General features: G+C 70.9%; 13 protein-coding genes and 1 pseudogene. 5 read left to right on the forward strand and 9 right to left on the reverse strand.

All coding sequences use genetic code 11. The features are described from left to right. Positions 1-6: 6 nt before the first annotated feature. Positions 7-891 (reverse strand): annotated as a pseudogene (locus IEY79_RS37455) (helix-turn-helix domain-containing protein); the annotation flags it as partial. A 77-nt stretch (positions 892-968) separates the two neighbouring features. After that, positions 969-1,196 (reverse strand): DUF397 domain-containing protein, encoded by a 228-nt coding sequence (locus tag IEY79_RS22590; RefSeq protein ID WP_189109380.1) that lies wholly within the window; start codon positions 1,194-1,196, stop codon positions 969-971. 390 nt (positions 1,197-1,586) lie between these two features. Here IEY79_RS22590 and IEY79_RS22595 point away from each other — a divergent pair, with 390 nt between their 5' ends. Next, positions 1,587-1,847: a hypothetical protein gene (locus tag IEY79_RS22595; protein ID WP_229701042.1), complete on the forward strand. Its 261-nt coding sequence runs from the start codon at positions 1,587-1,589 to the stop codon at positions 1,845-1,847. A 122-nt stretch (positions 1,848-1,969) separates the two neighbouring features. Beyond that, positions 1,970-2,728, forward strand: coding sequence for a dienelactone hydrolase family protein (locus IEY79_RS22600; protein WP_189109381.1), 759 nt, complete (start codon positions 1,970-1,972; stop codon positions 2,726-2,728). An 18-nt stretch (positions 2,729-2,746) separates the two neighbouring features. Here the strand turns inward: IEY79_RS22600 and IEY79_RS22605 are convergent, their stop codons facing one another. Further along, positions 2,747-3,550 carry an endo alpha-1,4 polygalactosaminidase gene (locus tag IEY79_RS22605; protein ID WP_229701043.1) on the reverse strand — a complete coding sequence of 268 codons (804 nt, stop codon included), beginning with the start codon at positions 3,548-3,550 and terminating at the stop codon, positions 2,747-2,749. A gap of 123 nt (positions 3,551-3,673) precedes the next feature. Between IEY79_RS22605 and IEY79_RS22610 the strand changes: the two genes are divergently transcribed. From IEY79_RS22610 to IEY79_RS22620, 3 genes are all read left to right on the forward strand, one after another. Then, a complete protein-coding gene (locus tag IEY79_RS22610; protein WP_189109383.1) occupies positions 3,674-5,098 on the forward strand; it encodes a hypothetical protein in 1,425 nt (474 codons plus the stop codon). A 124-nt stretch (positions 5,099-5,222) separates the two neighbouring features. Then, complete coding sequence (locus IEY79_RS22615; protein WP_189109384.1) at positions 5,223-6,476, forward strand: AAA family ATPase; 1,254 nt, start codon at positions 5,223-5,225, stop codon at positions 6,474-6,476. A 26-nt stretch (positions 6,477-6,502) separates the two neighbouring features. Then, positions 6,503-7,771: a vWA domain-containing protein gene (locus IEY79_RS22620; protein WP_229701044.1), complete on the forward strand. Its 1,269-nt coding sequence runs from the start codon at positions 6,503-6,505 to the stop codon at positions 7,769-7,771. Between the two features lie 229 nt (positions 7,772-8,000). Here the strand turns inward: IEY79_RS22620 and IEY79_RS22625 are convergent, their stop codons facing one another. From IEY79_RS22625 to IEY79_RS22650, 6 genes are all read right to left on the reverse strand, one after another. Then, positions 8,001-10,766 (reverse strand): glycoside hydrolase family 38 N-terminal domain-containing protein, encoded by a 2,766-nt coding sequence (locus IEY79_RS22625; RefSeq protein WP_189109386.1) that lies wholly within the window; start codon positions 10,764-10,766, stop codon positions 8,001-8,003. Next, on the reverse strand, positions 10,763-13,657 hold the full coding sequence (locus IEY79_RS22630) for a glycoside hydrolase family 2 TIM barrel-domain containing protein (RefSeq protein ID WP_189109387.1): 2,895 nt from the start codon (positions 13,655-13,657) through the stop codon (positions 10,763-10,765). Before IEY79_RS22630 ends, IEY79_RS22625 begins: the two co-directional genes overlap by 4 nt. A gap of 10 nt (positions 13,658-13,667) precedes the next feature. Continuing rightward, positions 13,668-14,489 (reverse strand): carbohydrate ABC transporter permease, encoded by an 822-nt coding sequence (locus IEY79_RS22635; RefSeq protein ID WP_189109388.1) that lies wholly within the window; start codon positions 14,487-14,489, stop codon positions 13,668-13,670. Next, entirely contained in the window at positions 14,486-15,457 is a 972-nt protein-coding gene (locus tag IEY79_RS22640) for a carbohydrate ABC transporter permease (RefSeq protein WP_189109389.1), read from the reverse strand. Before IEY79_RS22640 ends, IEY79_RS22635 begins: the two co-directional genes overlap by 4 nt. Next, positions 15,454-16,743, reverse strand: coding sequence for an extracellular solute-binding protein (locus tag IEY79_RS22645; protein WP_189109390.1), 1,290 nt, complete (start codon positions 16,741-16,743; stop codon positions 15,454-15,456). The genes IEY79_RS22640 and IEY79_RS22645 overlap by 4 nt, the downstream gene beginning before the upstream one ends. Positions 16,744-16,957: 214 nt before the next feature. Then, a complete protein-coding gene (locus IEY79_RS22650) occupies positions 16,958-17,959 on the reverse strand; it encodes a LacI family DNA-binding transcriptional regulator (RefSeq protein WP_189109391.1) in 1,002 nt (333 codons plus the stop codon). Positions 17,960-18,011: the final 52 nt, after the last annotated feature.

Here is an 18,011-nt window from a genome sequence, read left to right on the forward strand (position 1 = left end):
TATGACCCGGCTGTCCCGCCAGGTGGCGGCCGCCTCGTGGCTCAGGCGCAGCATCAGCTCCACGCGCCGTTCCACATCGTCCGGCTTGACGTAGTACGTCGCGTCGTCGTCCCCCTCGACATACACCATGGCGGGTGGACCGAGGGGGGCGAAGCGCAGATGCGCCATGGAGCCGTGATTGGAGACGACGCTGCTGTTCAGCGGTACGAACCGGACGGTGACACCGGGCCGGTCGCTGAAGCGCAGGAGCTTGCGCAGCTGCTCGGCCATGGTCCGCCGGGTGCCGACCTGGCGGAGCAGTACGGACTGGTCCAGCAGGAAGACTCCCCTGGGCGCGTCCGGCTGCTCGAAGAACCGGCGCTGCCGCTCCTCCCGCAACTGGACGCGTTGTTCGACCTCTTCGCCTTCCGAGACCCGGAGACCGTCGCTGATGATCTGGCGCGCGTACGCGGCGGTCTGGAGGAGACCGGGCACGATCCGGGCCTCGTAGGTGCAGAAATACACGGCCTCCGACTCCAGCGAGATCAGCCGCTGCATCCATGAGGCCGCGTAGTCGGAATAGCGGTCGAACCACTCGGGTTCCAGCGCGCGGCCGGCGAGGCGTTTGAGTTCGGCGCGCTCCGCCGCGTCGGCGCCGTACCTGTCGGCGAGAATATCGACGTCCCGCGGATCCGGCGGGCTCTCCGCCCGTTCGAGCCGACTGACCTTGGAAACCGAGGCGTTGATCAATTTCGCGGAGTGGGTCGCGGTGAATTTATGCGCCTCACGCATTCTGCGCAGCTCCGCGCCGAGCACGATACCGGCCGCTGTCGGATTGAGCCTCCGTCGATGAACAGGGGCGAAAAGCGGGACCGGGGTGTCGGACAGCTGGGACACGCGTGCTCCGTTCATGAATAAGCGTGGCTCATCATGGCACGACGAAAGCTCGCGTGTCCCGCTGAACTGGCTTTCAAAGCAGGCGAGTTGGACTACAGGACGTCGAACTCGCCTTTCCTCGCTCCGTCCAGGAAGGCTTCCATCTCGCGCGCTTCGAAGATCAGCGCCGGCCCGTCGGGATCGGTCGAGTTGCGCATCGCCACTTTACCGCCCGGCAGGGCGGCCAGCTCCACGCACTGACCGTTGGCCGTACTCTTCGCGCTCTTGATCCAGTCCGCCGTGATGGAACCCGCGGAGACACCGTTGCGATATCCGTCCATACGCTTCTCCCTGGCTGTGTGTTCGAAGATCGGACTTCGCGTCGGCCCCTGCCGACTTCGGCCCGCTCGGCGGTGACGTCGCAGGCAGGGACCCCATGCAATCCCCTCATGCAATTGCACGGGCAGGAACACGGCGATACTAGACGTGGATACTCGAACGGAACTGTCCCCCGGAAGGGTGATAGCGGCAGCGCGCCGAGCTCGACATCAGCCCACAGAAATACGTTCGATTCTCCAGGCGGGGGGTCCCTGGAGCCGGTCCGAGCAGCGCCGGGCAGCGCGTCGCCCGTCGCCTCGCCGTACAACTCGGGTAACCATGAAACAGCGCCACGACCGAGCGCCGGTCCCGGCGGCCGCGCGATCGGCCGTCCTCATCAGCCAGGAGCAGCCATGACCACGGAGCAGGAAGCAATGGACGCCATCCACCACGCGTTCGGCGACAGCGCGCACGCCGAGGTGGCCACCTTCCCGGCGGGCAACGTGTCGATCACCCTCACCAAGGGGGAGCACGCGGCCACGATCGACGGGCACCCGGAGAGCGGCTGGGGCTGGACCGTCGACCCCGGCGACGACGAGGGATTCAGCGGGCACGAGAACACCGCGGCCACGCTGGACGAGGCGCTCGCCGACATCCGCGCCGTCCTCATCTGACCCGCCGGCACCGCGTCCCCCGGGCCCTGGCCGCGATCACCGGAAGGAGTAGGGTCGGCGTCGAGGATCTGGCGGTCGGCAGGCCACCCGAACCACCGCTCTTCCCACGAAGTGAGAGACCCATGGCCACCGCTGTCATCGGATCGTCCGTCGACATCCCCACCCCGGACGGAACCTCCGACGCCTATCTGGTCCACCCCGAATCCCCCGGCCCGCACCCGGCAGTGCTGGTCTACATGGACGCCTTCGGGCCGCGACCGGGCCTCAAAGCCATGGCGGACCGGATCGCGGCGGCGGGCTACACCGTCCTGCTCCCCAACGTCCTCTACCGCGCCGGACGCGCCCCGTTGGTCGAACTGCCCGACTTCATCGCCCCGGAACAACGCCCGGAGATCTTCGCGAGCATCCTGCCGGCCATGCGGCAGCTGACCCCGGAGCCGGCCGTACGGGACGCCGGCGCGTACCTGGACTGGCTGGCCGCCAGTCCCCTCGCCACCGACGGTCCGGTCGGGATCACCGGCTACTGCATGGGGGCCGGTCTCGCGCTGCGCGCCACCGCGGCGTATCCGGACCGGGTGGCCGCCATGGGGGGTTTCCACGGCGCGCACCTGGCCAGTGAGGCACCCGACAGCCCGCACCTCGGCGCCGGCCGGATCACCGCCGAGCTCTACTTCGGCCACGCCGACCAGGACGCGGCGCTCCCCCCGGAGCAGGTCGACCGTCTCGAAAAGGCCCTCACCGACGCCGGTGTCCGCCACCGGGCCGAGGTCTACACGGGAGCCCGCCACGGCTACACCCAGGCGGACACCGCCTCGTACGACGCCGAGGCGGCGGAGCGGCACTGGACCGCTCTGCTGGACCTCTTCGGACGTAATCTCTGAGCGCGTGCCGCGAGGCGGTCAGCAGGTCTGACGGAGATGACCGTCGCTGCCGTCGGGGAGGACGTCCAGGTCCCGGCGCACGATGCTGAGCCTGTCCCGCCATCCCGCGCACGCGGTCGCCAGCCCCTTGGACGTGTACTCGACGACGATCACACGGTCATCGAAGTACTCCGTGAACGAGTCGCACTCCCCGTACTCCCCGCACTCCTCGACGACGGCGAAGTCGAGCCCGGTCCGGTCGCGGAACCCGGCGAGATCGGCGGTGTTCTTCTGGCCGATCGCCAGGCCCTTCTCGTGCGCGTGCGCCGAGAGCAGGGTGATGAAGGCCATGGCGGCCGAGGAGCCGAACCGGCCCCTACTGCGCTCATAACTGTCGTAGTTGTCGGGTTCCACCGCCTGGAAGCCGTTGTCCGCGCAGCCGTCGATCCAGCCGTTCACCCTGGCCGCGATACGTTCGCGCTTGCCGGCGGTGCCCACGTCCAGGATCGCCTCGTCCCACTCCTCGTCGATGATGACGTCGCCGTTGTCGTCGCGGAGCAGGAGATCGGGCTCCCACGCGTCCAGTTCGTCGGGCTGGACCTGGAAGGCGTTGACGTAGCAGATGTTGTAGAGCCCGGGCGCCGGGGAGTCCTCGCGGTCACGGCCGACCACGCGTACCCCGGCGGGCGGCGGGTAGGCACCGCCGATCTGGTAGTCGAACCCGGCGTGGGCCGGCGGAAGGGACACGGCGGCCGGCCGCGAACCCGCGGGGGACGAGGCGGGGAGGGGGGTGATCAGTGCGATGGTGAGGGCCGCGACCGCGTAGATCGAGCGCGCCTTCACCCTGTGAACGTCTGGTCCGGTCAAGAGAATCTGGCCTATCGGGGGCAGGAGCGATATGGTCACCGCGATGACTACCTATTCTGCTGTCAGATTGGGGGTCCCGTCCGCGCAAGGTGAGTGCTGATGCTCACCGAGACCGCGAACGGGAATTCCCGCCTTTCCTTCTGGCCGCGCGTGCGTGAGTTCGCCGTGCCGCCGTCCATGATCGAGACCGCGACCGCCCGCCGTCAGGCCGGCGACTGGGCCGGAGCCTGCGCGGCGGCTCGTATCGATGTCGATCTCAGCCCACGTTCCTCGGCGCGTACCCATGGCCGGGAACTCACGGCCCGACTCCGGGCCGATCTGCGCCATTTGGCGCCCGATCTGCTGCGCTGGCACATGCCGAGGATCGCTCCTGACGGTCTGCTGCGCCCTGGGCTGACCGTCGCTCTGGCGCGGTACGGCGACGGGCTCAGCGCCGTCGGCCCGGTGTATCTCGTGGCCCGGACTCCGCCGGCCTGGGCGGATGCCGGTCAGCGGATCAGCCTCGCGCTGTGGGACGGGTCCCATGCCGGTGCCGCCGCCCGACGCCATCCGCATCCCCATCCCGACCGGCGGTTCCGGCTCGATCTGCACCGCCATCTGTGGGACGCGCGCCGGACCGACGAGCTCCGGGCCCGGTCCGGGGCCGATTCGCCGTCGGGCGGGGGCGGTCCGGTGCTGGATCCGGCGGTGCCGGAGGCACTGCGGGAGGCACTGCCGGACGCCACGGCGCGGCGCTGCGCCGTTGACCGGTGGGCGGCCGAGGCCGGGATCCTTCTCCGGGCCGAGGGGCGGTCCACCGGTGCCGTCGCCGTACGGCTCGGGGCCCGGCTGCGGCTGGAGTTGGAGCTCGTCGCGGACGAGCACGGCGCCGGCCCGCCGGTCCTGCGGATCGCGGAGCCGGGCCGGGCCGGCCCCGCCCCGGCGCCGCCGCTCCTGCCCGACGCGGCGACCTGGATACTGCCGGACCTGGAGCTGATCCGGGCCGGTGCGATCGACGTCGACCGGCTGCATCCGCTGGTCGCCCCGGCGCTCGTACCGGGTTGTTCGCCGACCGGTCCGGCGCCGGTTCGCGAGCGGTCGGGACAGCCGCGCCTCGTGGACTGCCGGGGAGCGCGCCATCGGATCGGCCTGGTCGACGGGGTGTTGAGCGCGCTGGACCATGACCCGGACGAGATCCGGCGGGAGGAGTTGCTGGCCGCGCTGACGGGTACTCCGCTCGCCTGTCTGCGGGCCATCGACGAGGCGCACCGGAGTCCGGACTGCCTCACCGGGGTCCGTGAACGCCTGGACCACGGCGACGCGGCCGGTGCGCTGGCCGTCGTCGAGGGCCTGTTGGGGCCCGACGCGCTCCTTCGTGGCGGCGCTCTGCGGGACGAGCTGGAGGCCGCCGCCGAACGGCGGGTGAGCTACGGCCTGTTCCGGGCGGGCATGGTCGGTCCGGGTCCCGGGTCGGGCCGCAACCTGCCGCGTAACAGGCGCCCGCGTGACCTCCGTTCCCACCCGCGCGTCGCATCCACTCGCTGAGCCCGACACCGACCGGCGATGCCCGGTCCTGCCGACATGGCTGGACCTCCGCCGCCCGCACACACGCACACACGCACACACGCACACCACATGACCGCCCGACCCAACCCAGAGGTGATGACACTTGACCACTCGCACCCCGTTCGCCCGTACCGACGCGCCCGCCCCCGCCTCTCAACTCGACGTCGCAGGTGAGCTGTTGGCCCTGCTGCGCGACACGACCACCGAACCGCGCCCCGACACACAGTTGGAGGCGCTGACCCTGGCCGTCGCCGCCGACCTCCCCGTACTCCTGTGGGGTGAGCCGGGCATCGGCAAGACCGCCGCCCTGACACAGCTCGCCGCGTCGCTGGACCTTCCGCTGACCACGGTGATCGCGAGCGTGCACGAACCCTCCGACTTCTCGGGCCTGCCCATCGTCGGAGACGATCCCGCCGCGCAGGGTGTCCCGATGGCCCCGCCGGACTGGGCTGTTCGGCTCGTACGGGCGGGGCGCGGGCTGCTGTTCCTGGACGAGCTGTCCACGGCGCCGCCGGCCGTTCAGGCCGCCCTGCTCAGGCTCGTACTGGAGCGGCGGATCGGCGCACTCCAGCTCCCGCCGGGCGTAAGGATCGTGGCCGCCGCCAATCCGCGCTCGTCGGCGGCCGACGGATGGGAGCTGAGCCCGCCGCTGGCCAACCGGTTCGTTCATCTTCAGTGGACCCATGACCACGAGGTCGTCGTACGCGGCCTCGGTGGGACCTGGCCCCTGGCCACCCTGCCGCGACTCGATCCCGAACGGCTCTCCGAGGCCGTCGACTTCGCCCGCCGTGCCGTGTGCGGGCTGCTCTCCGCGCGGGCCGGACTCGTGCACCGGCTGCCCAGCAACGAGACCCGCCGGGGCGGTCCTTGGCCGTCGCCCCGCAGCTGGGAGATGTCGCTGCGGCTGATCGCCTTCGCCACCGCGGCCGGTTCGTCCCGGGACGTACTCTCACTGCTCGTCAGGGGCACCGTGGGGGACGGTCCGGGGCTGGAACTGCTCGCCAGTCTCGACCGGATGGATCTCCCCGACCCGGAGACGCTTCTCGCCGACCCGGCGAACGCCGTCCTGCCCGAGCGCGGGGACCTGCGGCAGGCCGTACTCGACGGAGTGGTGCGGGCGGTCCGCGAGCGCCCGGAGAAGTCCCGCTGGGACGCGGCGTGGGCGCTTCTGGTCCGGGCGACGGAGACCGGCGCACCGGACCTGGTGGTCGTCCCCGCGACCACCCTCGCCTCGCTCCGCCGGGAGGAGTGGGACGTTCCGGCGTCGATCGACCGGCTCGCCGGTGCGGTGTCCCTCTCCCGGCGGGCGGACCAGGTGGCGGCCCGTACCACGGCCGTCGCGAGGGCCGGCCGATGAGCCCGCACCGGGACGGGGATGAAGCCATGGACGCGCCGGGAGAGCTGGATCTCGACAAGCTCTTCGCCGCCCGGCTGCACGCCGTCCGGGTCCGTCCCTTCATGGCCACGGCCCTGTTCGCCCTGCATGTGGTGGAGTCGCGGCGGGTGCCGACGATGGCTGTCGACCGGCACTGGCGGGCTTACGTATCGTCGGCGTTCGTGGCCCGGACGCCGGTGGAGGAACTGGCCGGGGTCTGGGTGCACGAGGTGTCACACCTGCTCCGCGACCACCACGGCCGAAGTGACCGGTTCGCGCGGGCCCGCGGGCTGACCGGCCCGGCCGAAAGGCTGCGGATGAACATCGCGGCGGACTGCGAGATCAACGACGACGTGTTCGGAGACGGACTGGCCCGGCCCGAGGGCGCCGTCGGTCCGGGCGTACTCGGGCTGCCGGCGGGCGGGTTGATGGAGGAGTACCTGCTCCAGTTCCGGCTCGGTCCGCATACGCAGAGCATGGCCTGGCTGGACTGCGGCAGTGGCGCCGACGGACTGGCACGGGAGTGGGATCTGGGACCGGACGGCGCGCACGGTCTCAGCGCGCAGGAGCGGGACGCCGTCCGGTTCCGGGTGGCGCAGGGCATCAGGGCCCGTCCCGGGAGTGCGCCGATGGGGTGGCAGCGGTGGGCGGAGGAGGCGTTCCATCCGCCGCAGCCGTGGCGGGAGTTGCTGGGGGCGGCGGTCCGCTCGGCGGCCTCCGGTTCAGGTGCGGGCGAGGACTACACGTACGGCCGGCCTTCGCGGCGTTCGGCCGGGGTGCCCGGTGTCGTACTGCCGAGCCTGCGTCGCAGGCCGCCGCGGGTCGCGGTGATCATCGACACGTCCGGGTCGGTCAGCGACTCCGAACTGGGCAGCGCGCTGAACGAGGTCGCCGCCATCTCCCGTGCCGTGGGCGGCCGTCGGGATCTGATCACCGTTCTGCCCTGCGACGCGTCGGCCGAGATCGCGCATCCGCTGTGCCTGGCCGCGGGGATCCCACTGGTGGGCGGTGGGGGTACGGATCTGCGTACGGGGTTCGCCAGGGCGCTGAGGAAGGGGCCCCGGCCGGATGTGATCGTCGTCCTGACGGACGGTCAGACGCCCTGGCCCGACACCCGGCCGCCGTGCCGGACGGTGGTGGGAGTGTTCGACCGTGAGTCCTCCTCCGGGTCGTGGGACGAGGACGATCCCGACTACGTGCCGGACTCGCCACCCGACTGGGCACGGGTGGTCTCCATCGGGCCGTCGTCGAGGGGTGTGTCGTCCGGCGCGCGGTGAGCCGCGATCACGCCCCGGCGGCCCGCTCCGCGGGCCGCCGTACGACGGGGACGTTGACCCGGACCGCGTGTTCGTCCGCCTTGAAGGCATCAAGACGACCCTCTACCACGCCGGCGTCACACACAGCTGAGAGCCCGCCTCACCCGGGGCCCGGCGGACATCGTGTCCGCCGGGCCTGTCCGCCGGGCGCCGGAGCGCTCACCGCGGGCCGGCCGACGCGGGGACCGGCTCACTCGGCGAGGCGCACCGTAGCGATCTCCCATGCCCTGAGGGGAATCCGGACCGTTCCGGCGTCGACAACCGGCGCGTCCCCAGGGTTCGCACCGTCCGCGCGGCTGTCCTGGTCGCCCAGAAGGCCGACGCGGCGAGCACCGGCGAAGGCGCCGCGTACGACCGCGGTGGTCGGCTCGGGGGATGCGGCGACCAGACGGAGTTCCAGCTCTCCGTCGCGGCGGCGAAGGCTGGTCATGACCGCGCCCTCGACCGACAGACCTTCGTGCGAGGCGGGCTGGGCTTCGAGCGGCCCCGTGCCGGGTGCGGCATGGAGCGGGTGGCGGAAGTGTTCGCCCGCCTCGGCGAGTCCCGCCTCGTGCCAGTCGCCCGCGTGCGGCAGTACCGCGAAGGAGACGGTACTCGTGCCAATCATCTGGGCATCTGGGATGGGGAGTTGCGGTCCGGCGGGTTCGGCGCGGTAGGGATGGATGTTGCGGCTGAGCCAGCCTGTGCCGCGCAGGACGGTCAAGGCGACCTCGTCGTCGAGGAGTTCGTACTCGCAGGCCTGTGTCAGCAGCAGACCGGCACCGCCCGCGTCCACGAAACCGTGTGCGGGGAACGTCGGGACCGGGCGCTCGCTGAAGCCGCCCTCCGCGGTGCGCCCCCGTTCGACCACCGCGAACTGCCCTTCGGCATGGGAGGAGTTGGCGGGCCGGGCGAGCGGCACGTGGCAGCGCACCCGGTGGTCGAGCGAGGCGTTGTCCAGGGTCAGATCGAGGCGGACGAAGGGCTCCCCCACCCGCAGTTCGACGTCCAGACGGACACTGCCGGGCCGGCTCGTCGCCGTACGCCGGTCGGCTGTCCGGTCCACCGCCTCGGGCCAGTCGTACACGCGCTCCACCGTGAGCGAGGCGCGCAGGGGGCCGCCGACCGCGGCGGCGACGCGCAGTGAGCGGGGGGTCTCGACGAGCCGGTCGGTGCCGGGCGGGGCGTAGTTGTAGCTGTCGCCCCGGTCGCCTCCGTCGACGATGCGGCCGACGCCGTCGAGCACGGTCCCGTCGGCGGAGGTGACGCGGAGTGTGCCGTCGTCCAGAGCCGTGACGGTGACGAGTCCGTTGGACAGGGTCCGTCCCTCGGCGCGTACGGGCTCCGGCCCGCGCGCCGCTTCGGTCCGCGCCTCGGCCTGTTCGTCGGCCTGCCCGCCCGGCACCGGCCGCAGCGACGTCCAGCCGAGCGCCGGTACCCGGGCCAGACAGGTGACCGTGCGCTGCGCGGCCCGGGTGATACGGACCGTCCAGTCACCGCTCGCACCGGTCACGGCGGTGCGGACGGCCTCCACGTCGAACGGTGTGTCGCCGCCGTGCCGGGCCACGCCGAATTCCAGTACGCGTCGCTCGTTGTCGCAGCTCCAGTGGGTGATCTCGCTGCCGAACAGCTCCCGCCCGTGGACACGTGGCAGGAACGCCGGCAGTTCCTCACCGGGCAGCGTCTCGGAGAGCAGAAGCCGCTCCCCGCGCACGTCGGTCTGGGCCGGCAGCCTGCTGCCGTCGGGCAGTTCGACGGCGATGTCCTCCCACTCGTCGGGGACTTCGAGATCGACGGTGACCAGGTCCTCACGCGCGGCCGGTGTGGGATTCAGTACGAGTACGGCGTCCCGCGCCACCTGCCGTGCGAGGCCGCCGGCCACCCTGTCCCGAACGGCCTGGCCGAGGTGGCCGGCCTCGCTGATACGGGCGAAGACCTGGGTGGCCGTCTCGTCCACGCCGCATCCGGTGACCGAGTCGTGGCCCGAGGCGTCGATGAGCCGCCACCACGCCATGTCGAGGAACTTCTCGGGCCACTCGGCCGACCAGAGCGCGGCGAAGGGCTCGGCGTAGCGTTCGACAAGTCGTTCCGAGCGCGCGAGCGCCTGCTTCAGATGAGGGCGCGCGGAGAGCACACCGGGCAGGATGTTCGCGTTGGCGTGGCTGCGCAGTTCGCCTTCCACGACGGGCAACGACCGGTCGTGCGGGTCGCGTTGGCCGATGTAGTCGGCCAGGGTGGTGATCGTCACGTCGACGTCCGCCGGGTCCAGGTCGGCGACCAGCTTGACCAGGGAGCCGACGGGGGCCGAGTGGTCCGTGCCGTACATGGCGAGGACCGGGTCGGCGCCGAAGGAGGGTGCCAGCCGCCTGCCGAGGTCGGCCATGCGCCCGGCGAAGTGCCCGGGGTCGGAGAAGACATAGGCGGCGTTGCCGTAGCCGCTCGCGAGATATTCGGTGCGTACGGAGCTGCCGTCGGGTGCCTGCCAGCGGAAGGCGTGGCCGGGTACGCCCGCGGGGACGCCGCGCCACACGCAGGCGTGGTCGAGACCGGCGGCGGAGAGGATCTGCGGCATCTGCGCGCAGTGGCCGAACATGTCGGGGAGGTAGCCGACGGGCATCGGGCTGCCCAGTTCGGTGGCACGGCGGTGGCCGAGTTCCAGATTGCGGATGATGTTCTCGCCGGAGCAGAGGAATTCGTCCAGGAGGATCTGCCAGGGGCCGACGGCCAGTTGGCCGCGCCTGACCAGTCGGAGCACGCGGTCGCGGTGTTCCGGGCGGACCTCCAGGTAGTCGTCGACGGCGGCCATCTGGCCGTCGAGGGTGAAGCGGAACCGTTCGTCGGCCTCCGCCCGGTCCAGGACCTCGTCGAGCAGGTCGACCAGACGCAGCCGGAAGCGCTGGAACGGCTCGTACCATTCGCGGTCCCAGTGGGTGTGCGGGACGAGCGACACGGCGGGGGCGTGGGCGCGGGCGGTCATCGGGACGGTGTCTCCTCTGCGGCCGGCGTACCCGCCGGGCTGGGGGGTTGGGGCGTGAAGGTGAGCGTCAGGGAGGCGCTCTCCGGCTGGAGCCGGTACTGGGGCAGGACACCGGGGCCGCAGGACGCCGAGCCGAGTCCGTTCTGCGCGAGGTCGAGGTTGAGCACGATCGTGTCGCCCGGTACGAGGTCGGTGGTACGGGTCGCGGCGTCGAGCTGCTCCGACGTCCAGCGGCGGGCGGTGAAGGCGAAGGGCGCCTCGCCGTCGACGCGCAGGCCCGCGCCGTCGTCGGACGTGAGCCGCAGCCAGCGCAGGTCGATACGGTTCCCGTTCTCCTGGGGGAAGACGTACGGCGTCTGAAGGGCATCGACGGTGCCGGTGAAGCGGCCGACCCGGGCGGCCTGGCGGCTGTCGGCGTACGCCTCCCCCGGTCCACGCCCGAACCACTCGGCGGCGCCGAGAGCGGCGGGCAGTGCCATGCGCAGGCCGAGCCTGGGAAGTGTGCACGGCCAAGCGCCGTCCGGGTGGACGTCCAGGTCCAGCCGCAGGCGTTGTCCGTCGGCGCTCCAGCGGTAGTCGGCCCGCATGCCGAAGCCGAGGCCGGGCGGGGCGGCCCGGGTGCGTACGACGAGGGCGTCGCCGAGCGGTTCGACGGCCACGACACGGTGCTGCAGACGGTGCAGGCCCGCGGCGCGCCATCGGGCTTCCTCGGGGTCGTCGGAGCCCCGGTCGTTGTCGGTGGGTGCGCGCCACAGGTCGAGCCGGGGCCCTTCGACGGGCAGGCCGCCGAGTGCGGTCAGTCGCCCGGTCAGCGGGTCGAACACGCCGGGGCCCAGGCGCAGTTCGGTCGCCGTCAGGTGGGGAGCCGCACCGGTGGCGGGAGCGGCGGGGGCCGGTGCCGGGGCGGTGCGTGTCTGGCCCCAGGCCACGACATGACCGGCCCGCGCCCACGGGGTGTCGGCGCCGAGAGCGGCCCGTACGGTGAGCCAGCTCTCCTTGGCGGTGGCGGGAAGTCCGGGCAGAGGCAGGTCGGTGGCGGCGCCCGCGGCGACCGGGGGCACGGTGAGCGCACCGTGGGCGACCTCGATCCCCTCCTCCTCAAGGACCCAGGAGAAGTCGAGATGCTCCGTGGACAGGATGTCGTAGTGGTTGGTGACGCGCAGTGCGCCGTCGACGCCCGTGATCCGCACCGGTTCGAAGACCTTCGCGAACTCCGCGAGGGCGGGTGACGGCGTGCGGTCGGGACGGACCAGTCCGTCGATGACGAAGTTGCCGTCGTGGAGGGGTTCGCCGAAGTCGCCGCCGTACGCGAAGTAGGCGCGGCCCTCCGCGTCGTGCTGGGCCATGCCGTGGTCGAGCCACTCCCATACGAAGCCGCCCTGGCAGCGCGTATGGCGTTCGAACAGGTCGCGGTATTCCAGCAGACCACCCGGTCCGTTGCCCATCGCGTGGCCGAACTCGCAGAGGATGAAGGGCCGTTCGCGGACGCGCTCGGGCCCCTCAACGCCCTGCCCGATGCGGTCCACCTCGTCGTGGCTCGCGTACATCCGGCTGTGAACGTCGGTGTAGGAGCAGTCGGTGTCGCCCTCGTAGTGCACCGGGCGGGTGGGGTCGCGCCGGTGGGTCCACTCGGCCGCGGCCGCGAGGTTGCGGCCGGTGCCGGCCTCGTTGCCGAGCGACCACATGACGACCGAGGGGTGGTTCTTGTCCCGCTCGACCATGCGGCGCATACGGTCCACGTAGGCGTCCGCCCAGCGGGGGTCGTCGCTGGGGTTGCCCTGCCAGTCGAGTTCGGAGAAGCCGTGCGTCTCCACGTCGTTCTCGTCGATGACCCAGAGGCCGTAGGTGTCGCACAGGTCCAGGAAGGCGGAGTCCGGCGGATAGTGGCTGGTGCGCACGGCGTTGACGTTGTGCCGTTTCATCAGCTCGATGTCGGCGACGGCGAACTCGCGGGGCACGACACGTCCCGACTCCGGGTGGAATTCATGGCGGTTGACGCCCCGGAAGACGATGCGGCGGCCGTTGACCTTGAGTTGACCGTCCTCGACGGCGACGGTACGGAAGCCGATACGTACGGGGACGCGCTCGGCTTCGGTGTGGATCTCGCCCTCGTACAGCCGGGGCGCCTCGGCGCTCCACGGCTCCACGTCGGCCACCTCGGCCAGTTGACCGGCGGGCAGGCCGACGATGCCGAGCTCGGGGACGCTGACACGTACGCCGCTGTCGGCGTCGACACGGAGCGTGCCTCGTCCGGTGAGGTGGTCGTATCCGGCGTCGACCGTGAAGTCCCGTACCCCGCCCGCCGGACGGGCGAGCAGGGTGACGTCGCGGAAGATGCCGGACAGCCACCACATGTCCTGGTCCTCCAGGTAGCTGCCCGCCGACCACTGGTGGACGCGGACGGCGAGGACGTTGCCGCGCCGTCGCAGCAGTGCGCCGACGTCGAACTCCGTAGGCAGCCTGCTGCCCTTGGTCACGCCCAGTTCGGCGCCGTTGAGCCAGACCCGACCGCAGGAGTCGATACCGTCGAAGCGCAGCACCGCGGGCCCGTCCGGCCAGTCGTCGGGCAGGTCGAAGACCAGCCGGTGGTCACCGGTGGGGTTGTCGGAGGGCACATGGGGCGGGTCGACCGGGAAGGGGTAGCGGACGTTGGTGTAGGCGGGAGCGCCGTGGCCGGCCAACTGCCAGTGGCCGGGGACCTGGAGGTCCGCCCACCCCCCGTCGTCGAAGTCGTCCCGTTCGATGCCTTCGGGCGCCGCGTCGACCGCCGGTGAGAGCAGGAACCGCCAGCTGCCGCCCAGGCCGATCGCGGGTGCGTCGGAGCGGAAGGCGGACCGGGGTGCCGACGAGCCGTGGCCGGGGGCCGGATCTTCGACGTACGAGGAGGGCAATGGATTCCCTTCAGCCCTTGAGGGCGCCGGCGGCGATATTGCGGATGAAGTGCCGGGCGCCGAACAGGAAGATGATGATCAGCGGGACGATGGCCACCAGCGTGCCCGCCATGACCACGCTGTAGTCGGTGACGTAGAGGCCGTTGAGCTGCGCAAGCGCGAGTTGGAGCGTGATGTGGCGGGAGTCGATGAGGACGACCAGTGGCCACAGGAAGTCGTTCCACACGTTGACGAAGGTGAAGATGCCGAGGAACGCGAGCGCCGGGCGCAGCACGGGCAGTCCGACGTACAGATAGGTGCGGAAGAAGCCGCAGCCGTCGATCCGCGCGGCGTCCAGCAGTTCGTCCGGCAGGGCGCCGGCCGCGTACTGGCGCATCCAGAAGATGCCGAAGGCGTTGGCCGCGGCGGGCACGATCAGCGCCTTCAGGCTTCCCACCCAGCCGAGGTCGGCCATCAGGGAGAACTGCGGGATGGCGGCGAGCTGGGTGGGCACCACGAAGGTGGCCAGGAGGATCCCGAAGAGGATCTTGCTGCCGGGGAAGGTGTACTTGGCGAAGGTGAAGGCCGCGAGTGAGTCGAAGAACAGCACGGCGACGGTCGTCACGATCGCGACCACCAGCGTGTTGAGCAGTGATCCGAAGAAGTCGATCTTCGAGAAGACCTCGCCGATGTTGTGGAACAGCTGGCCGCCGAAGATGAGCTTGGGCGGGCTGGAGTAGATGTCCGGCGTGGTGTTGGACGCCATCACGGCGAGCCAGTAGTAGGGGAAGAGGGTGATCACGGCGCCGACGAGGAGCGCCGCGTACGTCAGGACACGTCCGCGAGTACTCATCGCATGTCCTCCTTGATGGTGACCTGGCCCCGCTCGGGGCGTTGCACGAGCCGCCAGTTGAGGATGGAGAACAGCACGACGACGACGAAGATGCCCCAGGCGATGGCGGCGCCGTAGCCGAAGTCGTTGTCCGCGAACGCGGTTCCGTAGAAGTAGAGGACCATCGTCAGTCCCGCTCCGCCGGGGCCGCCGCGGTCGCCGAGCAGCACCTGCGACTCGGTGAAGATCTGGAGGCCGCCGATGGCGGACATCACCAGGGAGAACAGGAGCACCGGCCGGAGCAGCGGCAGGGTGATCCGGAAGAACGTCTGCACGGGGCTCGCGCCGTCGACGCGCGCCGCCTCGTAGACGTCGGTGGGCAGGGCCTGGAGTCCGGCGAGGAAGATGATCGCGTTGTAGCCCGTCCAGCGCCAGATGATCATGATGGCGATGGCGCACCGGATTCCCCAGGGATCGGTCAGCCAGGGGACATGGCCGAAGCCGAAGAGGTCGAGGATCCAGTTGAGGATGCCGAACTCACCGCTGAAGATCGAGCCGAAGACCAGCGACATCGCCACGATGGAGGTCACGTTGGGCATGAAGTACGCGACGCGCAGCACGCCCTTGAAGCGGATCGAGGAGTTGAGTCCGAGGGCGATGAGCAGGGCGAGGACGGTCATCGGGACCGTCGACATCACCCAGATGATCAGGGTGTTGGCTATCGAGTCCCAGAACTGGCTGTCGGTGAGCAGATAGCGGAAGTTCTCCAGGCCGACGAATTTCATCGGGCCGACGCCGTCCCAGCGCTGGAGCGACAGGTAGAGCGAGTAGAACACCGGGTAGAGGCCGAAGACGGCGAAGAGCAGGAAGAACGGGGAGACGGCGACGTACTGCGGCAGATGACGCCACCGCCTGCGCCGCCGGGCGGATTCCTCCGCCGGTGACCGCCGGGCGATCGCCGGCGCGTCGAGGTCGGACGTCGCGGTCATGAGAGCACACCCTGTCGGCGCAGAAGTCGTTCGATCCGGTTCCGGGCGTCCTTCCAGGCGCGCTCCGGATCCTTGCCGCCGAGTTCGACATTGGTGAGCTCGTCGGTGTAGGTGTCGCTGATGGTGATGTCCCAGGGGCTGAAGTAGGCGTACCGCACCTGGTCGGCGATGTCCGCGAAGACTCCCGCGGCCGACTGGCCGCCGAAGAACTTGTCCGGGGCGCTGATCCGCCGGTCCGCGGTCGCGGCGGGACTGGACGGGAAGAGGCCGATGTCCAGGTAGTTGGAGGTCTGGTTCGCCGGGTTCAGCATCCAGCTGATGATGTCGAAGGCCGCCTGCGGGTCCGGGCAGGCCGCGGTGATGGCGAGGAAGGAACCGCCCTGGTTGCCGGCCCCGCCGGGCGGTGCGCACACCCGCCATTTGCCCGCGGTGCCGGGCGCCGACAGCTTGATCTCGCCGGTGATCCAGGAGGCGTTGACGAGGCTGACCTCCTGGCCCGTGTTCCAGGCCGCGTGCCGGTCGACGGACTGGCCGCTCGCGGTCTGCGACCCGCCGAATCCCGCGGTGAGACGGCGCCGGAACGCCTCGACCGAGCGGTCCCAGGCCAGCCGGACGTGCGACTGGTCGTCGAGGTAGGTGTCGTCCGGGGCGAAGTACTTCTGCTTCTCCTGGGCCATCGAGTAGGTGAACACCATCTTGGTGTCGGTGATCAGATAGCGGCCGGGAAGCTTCTTCCGTACCTGTTCACCGAAGGTGAAGTACTTCTCCCAGGTGGGGACGGTCGCCGCGACGTCGTCCGGTTCGCTCGGCAGGCCCGCCTTGTCGAAGATGTCGTGCCGGTAGTAGAGGGCGGCGGGACCGATGTCGATGGGGAAGCCCATCTGGAAGCCCTCGGGGGTGGCGCCCGCCTTCCACTTCCACGGCAGATATCCCCGCGCCAGCTCCCGCGCCCCGTGGTCGTTGAGATTCACGAAGCGGTCGCTGTCGCCGAAGTACCGCGAGATGTTGTCGCCGAGCATGGTGATGTCGGGCAGATAGGCATTGCCCGCGAGCGCGGCGAGCAGTCGTTGCGTGATGTCGCCGCTCACCCGTGAAGGCATGAACTTGTCCGCGGCGAAGCGCTTCCCGGCGGCCTTGAGCACGCTTTCGGAGAAGCCGTTGAACGAGTACCAGAAGGTGAGGTGACCGGGGTTCGCGGTCGTGGGGCTTGAACATCCGCCGGCTCCGAACGCGGCGGCGCCGAGAGCGGTCGCGCCTGCCAGGAGCCTTCGTCGAGTCAGCGTCATTGAGGACCCTTCCAAGGCCCGTGAACGTTCCCGTGAACGTTCACGAATTGCCGGGAAGTCTCTGGCGGACCACGCCGATATGTCAAGGGGCCGCACGTCCGCGACCTGGGGAGGGCGGTCGGCGGGCGGTTCGGGTCACGGTCCGGGCCGGGGTGCGGGCCTGAGCGAGCGCGGTAAGGGCACCGATGCGTACGTCGTGGTCATTTCGACCCGCTCACCCGGACTCGCGCAGCCGCAACTCCGCCCGGACGACCAGCTCGTCGGGGGTGAGCGGGCCGCTGCCGGTCAGCAGGCGGGCGGCCTGCTCGACGGCGAGCGCCCCGAGCCCGCGGGTGTCCAGGGCCACGGTCGACAGCGGCGGCTCGACGAGCGTACCGAGACGCAGACCGTCGAACCCGATCACGGCGAGGTCCCGGGGGACGCTCCGGCCGAGGCGGCGCGCGGCGCGAAGCGCGCCGATGGCGATGATGTCGTTGAAGGTGAAGACGGCGGTCACGTCGGGGTGTTCGGCGAGGAGCGTCTCCAGCGCGCTCTCGCCGCCCTCGACGCTCTGGTCCGCGCGGCACACGGGCCCTTCGTCCAGACCGCAGGCCGCCGTCGCTGCCGCGAACCAGGCGTGCCGGACGCTCGGTTCGGCCCGGCCTGCGTGGTCGAGCATGCCGATGCGCCGATGGCCCTTCTCCACCAGGTGCGTGATCGCCGCCTGGACGCCTGCCTCGCCGTCGATCCGGATCGCGCTGAACCGGTCGCTGCGCCGCTCACGGTCGATGAGCACGACCGGGAGGCCGCGCGTCAGCTTCTCGATCTCGTCCTCGGACCGGCTGAAGTACCCGACGACGGCGTCCACCTGGGAGGCGATGACCTGGAGGGTGCCGCGTTCCTCCTCGGCGCTGTCGGCGGTGTCGTACACGAGGACGTGCCAGCCGTGGGCCCGCGCGGCTTCCAGCGCCGCCGCGGCGACCTCGGTGAAGAACGGGTTGAGCAGATCGGGAATGACAAGACCGACGCTGATGGTGTCCTGTCTGACCAGTCCCCTGGCGAACCGGCTGGGGCGGTAGCCCAGCGCGAGGGCGGCGTCCAGCACCCGCTGCTTGGTGGAGCCGTGGATCTCGCCCTTGTTGTTCAGGGCCCGTGACACGGTCTGCCGGGACACCCCGGCGGACCGGGCGACATCGTGGATCGTCACCCTGCGGGATTCGGTCCCCGACGACGCCATCACTCACCTCCGCGCAGCTGCGGGCGCAGGCGCGCCGACAGGGATCCGAGTA

This window comes from Streptomyces camponoticapitis (assembly GCF_014646115.1).
GTDB classification, from domain to species: Bacteria; Actinomycetota; Actinomycetes; order Streptomycetales; family Streptomycetaceae; genus Streptomyces; species Streptomyces camponoticapitis.